This window comes from Frankia sp. Cppng1_Ct_nod (assembly GCF_920656135.1).
Lineage (GTDB): Bacteria > Actinomycetota > Actinomycetes > Frankiales > Frankiaceae > Protofrankia > Protofrankia meridionalis.
This window is the reverse complement of sequence record NZ_CAKKTK010000137.1, coordinates 1-5,125: the sequence shown is the minus strand read 5'-3', so window position 1 is coordinate 5,125 and position 5,125 is coordinate 1. Positions and strand designations below refer to the sequence as shown.

The 5,125-nt window shown below is 63.1% G+C and carries 5 protein-coding genes; 3 read left to right on the top strand and 2 right to left on the bottom strand.

The genetic code is table 11. The features are described 5' to 3' along the window. On the bottom strand, positions 1-691 hold a 691-nt coding region (locus NBW77_RS21705; protein WP_502799513.1), incomplete at its 3' end, for a YncE family protein. A 301-nt stretch (positions 692-992) separates the two neighbouring features. Here NBW77_RS21705 and NBW77_RS21700 point away from each other — a divergent pair. Both NBW77_RS21700 and NBW77_RS21695 read left to right on the top strand, forming a co-directional pair. Continuing rightward, positions 993-1,265 carry a SemiSWEET family sugar transporter gene (locus NBW77_RS21700; protein WP_131749550.1) on the top strand — a complete coding sequence of 91 codons (273 nt, stop codon included), beginning with the start codon at positions 993-995 and terminating at the stop codon, positions 1,263-1,265. Between the two features lie 483 nt (positions 1,266-1,748). After that, positions 1,749-2,330, top strand: coding sequence for a hypothetical protein (locus NBW77_RS21695; RefSeq protein ID WP_250280256.1), 582 nt, complete (start codon positions 1,749-1,751; stop codon positions 2,328-2,330). Between the two features lie 248 nt (positions 2,331-2,578). Here NBW77_RS21695 and NBW77_RS21690 read toward each other — a convergent pair whose 3' ends face one another. Further along, positions 2,579-3,250, bottom strand: coding sequence for a GAP family protein (locus NBW77_RS21690; RefSeq protein ID WP_131749546.1), 672 nt, complete (start codon positions 3,248-3,250; stop codon positions 2,579-2,581). Positions 3,251-3,493: 243 nt separating this feature from the next. Between NBW77_RS21690 and NBW77_RS21685 the strand changes: the two genes are divergently transcribed. Next, on the top strand, positions 3,494-5,125 hold a 1,632-nt coding region (locus tag NBW77_RS21685), incomplete at its 3' end, for a glycoside hydrolase family 15 protein (RefSeq protein ID WP_250280255.1).

Genomic DNA, 5,125 nt, shown 5'->3' with positions numbered 1-5,125 from the left:
CCTTGACCAACTTGCCGGAGAACTCACACGTCGCGACGAAGAACGAGTTGTCCGCGGCGAAGTCGATGTGGTCGACACCAGGGCAGCTGACTGGGATCTTCATCCGCAGCTGCCAGGTGTGCGGATCGTAGAAGTCCAGCCGTTGCAACGCCTCGGCCACGACGATCGCATATTTCCCGTCCGGGGTGAAGTACATGTTGTAAGGATCATCCACCGGGATGTTCGGCCCTTTGATCTTCCCGGTGGTCGGGTCGATCGGAGTAAGGCTGTTTCCATCGTTGTTGGTGACGTACAGGGTCGACAGATCCCAGGCCGGGACGACGTGCTGGGGCCTGGCGCCGGTCACGTAGTGGTCGATCACCTTGAAGGTCGTGGGATCGATCACATCGAGGGTGTTGCTGTCGCTGTTCGGAACGTAGACAAGCTGCTTCGCGCCGCGGACGGCGGAGCTGAACTGATTCGCCCCGTCGAACGCATACACGTTGGTCGGCTGCGGCCCACCGGTTTCCGTGGCCGGTACGGGCGATGGCCCCGGCTGTGTGATCGCCGATGTCTGTGCCGGTGCTGGCGTTGAGGCAGGTCCAGACGAACCGGCCCCCTCGCCGCAGGCCGCCACCACGGCGGCCCACAGAGCGAGCAGGATCGTCAGGCGCAACGCTCGCGGCAATCGGGCGTCATCGTTAGTCCACACAGGCATGCTCCGAGTTCCGACGAGTCCGGCGGTAACGAGCGTAGTGGCGTCCGTACAGGCGATACCCGGCGGCCCGTGCACCGTACGCATCCCGGACTCGGGGGAAATCACCATTCGCCAGGTGCCGCACACGGACCGCAATGCGACCCATGACGGTCAGGGGTTCTGGCGGCGTACGAGACTCCGCAGCCGCGGGGCCCGGGCGGGTACCACGAGATGGCGCTCCGGTAAACGGCATTTTTTCTCGGGATCGCGTCCGGCGTATCACTATATCCTGATACGCGACGACGAAGAGGTGTGAATGACCATCCTTGGCCTGCTGGCAGGTGCGTTGACGACGGGCTGCTGGCTCCCGCAGCTGCTCCGGTCATGGCGAACACGGTCGGTCGGTGACATCTCCTGGGTGTACCTTGCGATCCTCGGACTCGGCGTGGCGCTCTGGCTCGGCTACGGACTTCTCACCGGCGACATGGCGATCATCTTCGCGAACGGGGCGACCGCCGCCGCCATCATCGTCCTCTCCTGCTTGAAGGCCTCATTCGATCGCCAGCCCGTGGAGACAGCGGAGCGGTAGGTTCGATCTTTGGTGGGACCGCGTCGGCCGCCACGCCGAACGGGTTTCGCGGCTATGGATGAGCTCATCCCCGACCCCGCAGGGGTTACTGGTGCGATCACCGGCCCATGGCGGCGCAGGTAACACCGATCGTCGCGTTCGGGATCCGGCCTACCAGGCCGGGACACAACCCTGCCCAACGGACACTCGTTCATATTAGTACGGGTTGCGACCGGTCGCTGAACAATCTTTTCTCCAGGTGTTTTCTGGCCAGAATTCCGTGCCGGGCGAGCTCTCAATGAATACCCCATCACGCCCGCCCGGCACGACACTGGACGTAAAGGAGACTTCATGCGAACGGTCCGATGTCTGACAATGACACTGGTGGGAGCTCTTGCTTTGGCCGTATCCGCCGCGCTGCCCGCATCCGCGATTCCTCGGACCAACCCGGGCGTAACACCGCCGTGGGCGTCGAAGTTCGTGTCGGGGAAAACCTACGGAGAATTGTCCGCGGCCTGGTTCAAATACGCACTGGAACAACCCACCCCTACAAATCCGCCGATTGATCAAACCGGCGTCAACTGTAATTCCGGCCAGTCCGGTCCGGTTTTCTTCCTGGTTGGTCTTCCTGGCGGCGGGTCCGTAACCAGGGACGCGTGTACGGTACCGGCCGGCCGATCCCTGTTCTTTCCGTTGATCAATGCTTTCGAGGCGAACAATCCGGGTGAGAATAGAAATTCCTGGGATGTGTGGCAAAAGCTGGAAAAGGATTTCGGTCCGATCTCCGAGCTACATGCCAGCATCGACGCTGTACCGGTGAGAGACCTCAACCCCGTCCACACCCCGTACAGGGCATGCGCCGGACCGGTCGCCCGCTGCAGCGCGAGTCCGTTCAGCATCACGCTGCCCGCCGACAACATTTTCGGTGCCGACCAGGGCCGCTATGCGCCGACCGTCGCGGACGGCTTCTATCTACTGCTGCGACCACTCAGCCGTGGTAGCCATACCATCACGTTCGGCGGCTCCGGCCTGTATGCCGGAGAAGAGACCTCACAGGAGATCACATATCACCTGACGGTCAGCTGATGGTGCGCACTCCCGTGGGTATGAAGGCCGTCCGGATATAGACGTCCGGATATTCAGGAGATACCTCCGAATATGGGGCCGGTGCCTGGTCCGCCCATGTGGACGGACTGGGCACGGCACCGCGGGTGACCGGATCACCAGGCCCTTTACCAGGTTCTCACCGGGATGCGGCGTAACCGGCATCGCGCGCGATGGAGAGGTGGATCTCCGAGGCGACAAGGCTGCTCGGTACCGTCATGAGCCCATGCTCAGTCAAGAAGCGACACGATCCCTTTGACGAGCATATACACGCCACCAGCTGCGGAAAACAGGATGACGAGATCCCGTCCGTGCCGGTGCATCCACGCGTTGTAGGAGGCGAGAATCGATCCGGTCCGCTCCGGCGCGAGCAGTCGCAGAATAATCGGTATTTCCACCATCTGCAGGACGAGAACAGCACACAGCAGCAGGGCCAGGACGACAGTCGAGGTACTGAGATTCGCATCCGAAAGATTTTTGATCGAGCTCACATAAAGCAGTGACGGCAGATACGTGACCAGTCCGAGCGCAAAGACGCGGCCCAGTCGCAGATGCCCGTGCGCTCCGTCCTTCTCTCCGTTCACCTCCTCGCCCGAGCGCTCGGGCCCGTCCACACCGGCACGATTTCGTCGTCGGACCAGTAGGAACGTCAGATAAAGCAGCGCCACCCCGAGGAAGACCTGTATTCCACCGCTCGGCGCCGGGTGCTGCCGCTCGGTCAGCCCGGAGCCACGTAGAACCAGCAGGATCGCAATGCCGGCCACGAGGGTGACGGTTGCGGTACCGGCAAGGTAGGCAAACGCATGGCGCAGCGACGGAGGCTCACCGAGATAGCGCAGCACAATGGCCAGCCCCAGCGGATAGAGGCCCGCGACGAGGGCGAATAGCAGAGCGCTACTCACCACGACCTGCCTACACGGCTCTTGTTCGCATTGGGGTTATCAGCACTTCCCGGTCGACTGGTCATTTTATGATCAACTCATCGGTTGTATCACCACCATCCTGCGGTCGAGCGCCTCGGTGCGCTTCACCCGAATCGGGTGACGAAGAACCGTCGGGTGAGTCTCACGCACGCTTCGTGAGTGGCTCGGATGTTTGGGTACACGTTGTGAAGTACCGCTGTATCCGCCGGAGGTGAGGGACGCATGGACTATCCACTAATTGCCGATCATGGCCTGATCGGCGACCTGCATACCGCTGCGCTGGTCACGACGGACGGTGAGATCGACTGGTTCTGCTGCCCACGGTTCGACTCTCCCAGCGTGTTCGCGTCATTGCTGGACCGCGAGCGAGGTGGTCATTTCCGTATCGCCCCGGCCGATCCGGGCTATGTGACGAAACAGCTGTACTTCCCCGACACCGCGATTCTGATCACTCGTTTCATGACCGACGCCGGAGTGGGTGAACTCCTCGACTTCATGCCGGTCGCGGACACGACCCATCCCACCGACAACCACCGTCTGGTACGGCTGGTCCGTGTCGTGCGGGGCGAGATGCGGTTCACGTTCGAGTGCATGCCACGGTTCGACTACGGCCGTGCCGCCCACACGTTGGACGTAACCGACAACGGTGCGGTGTTTCGGGCGAACAGTACACAGATCACGCTACACCCGGCCCGTTCGGTGCCCTGGGAAAGCACCGAACGGGTACGGCACCCCCAGGGGGACGGCATCCGCGGCTTCACGACCCTGCACGCCGGCCAGGTCGGCGCGGTGCTGCTGGAGACCGGGGCAGCCGGGCCTCCACACCGTCTCACCGCCGATGAGATCATCTCGATGTTCGACGAGACCGTGACATTCTGGCGTCGCTGGCTGAGCCGATCGACCTACCAGGGACGCTGGCGGGAGCAGGTGTACCGCTCGGCGATGACGCTGAAGTTGATGACCTACGTTCCCACCGGCGGACTGGTTGCCGCGCCTACGGCCGGGTTGCCCGAACAGGTCGGCGGCGAGCGTAACTGGGATTACCGTTTCACGTGGATCCGGGACGCCTCGTTCTCGGTGTACGCGCTGCTCGGTCTGGGCTACGTGGACGAGGCCCGAGCCTTCATCGGCTGGCTGTCGGACCGGGTTGAGGAGCAGGCCGGCGACGGGTCCGGTCCGCTGCGGTTGATGTACCGGGTCGACGGCTCGTCCGACCTAAGCGAGGAGACACTCGACCACTTCGAGGGCTACCGCGGTTCGGCGCCGGTACGCATCGGCAACGGCGCGGCCGACCAGCTCCAACTCGACATCTACGGCGAGGCGATGGACTCCATCTACTTCGCCGACCGCAAGGGCGTGACCATCGGTCACGCGGGATGGACGCGGATGCTCCGGATCCTGGACTGGTTGTGCGATCACTGGGACTCCCCGGAAGAGGGCATCTGGGAGACCCGCGGCGGTCGGGCGAACTTCGTCTACGGTCGGATCAACTCCTGGACCGCTTTCGACCGGGCGGTCCGGCTGGCCGCTGACCACGGGCGCCCCGGCGATCAGCATCGGTGGGCCCGTGAACGCGACAAGATCTACCAGCAGGTCATGGAACGAGGCTGGAACGAAAAGCGTGGGGCATTCGTCCAGCACTACGAAACCGAAGTGCTGGACGCGTCGCTACTGCGGGCGGTCCAGGTTGGTTTCGTCACCCCGGACGATCCGATGTGGCTGTCCACACTGGACGCGATGAACTCCGAGCTGGTCTCCGACAGCCTGGTCTACCGCTACAACCCGGAGGCTTCGCCGGACGGGTTGCGCGGCTCGGAGGGGACGTTCTCGATGTGCACATTCTGGTACGTCGAC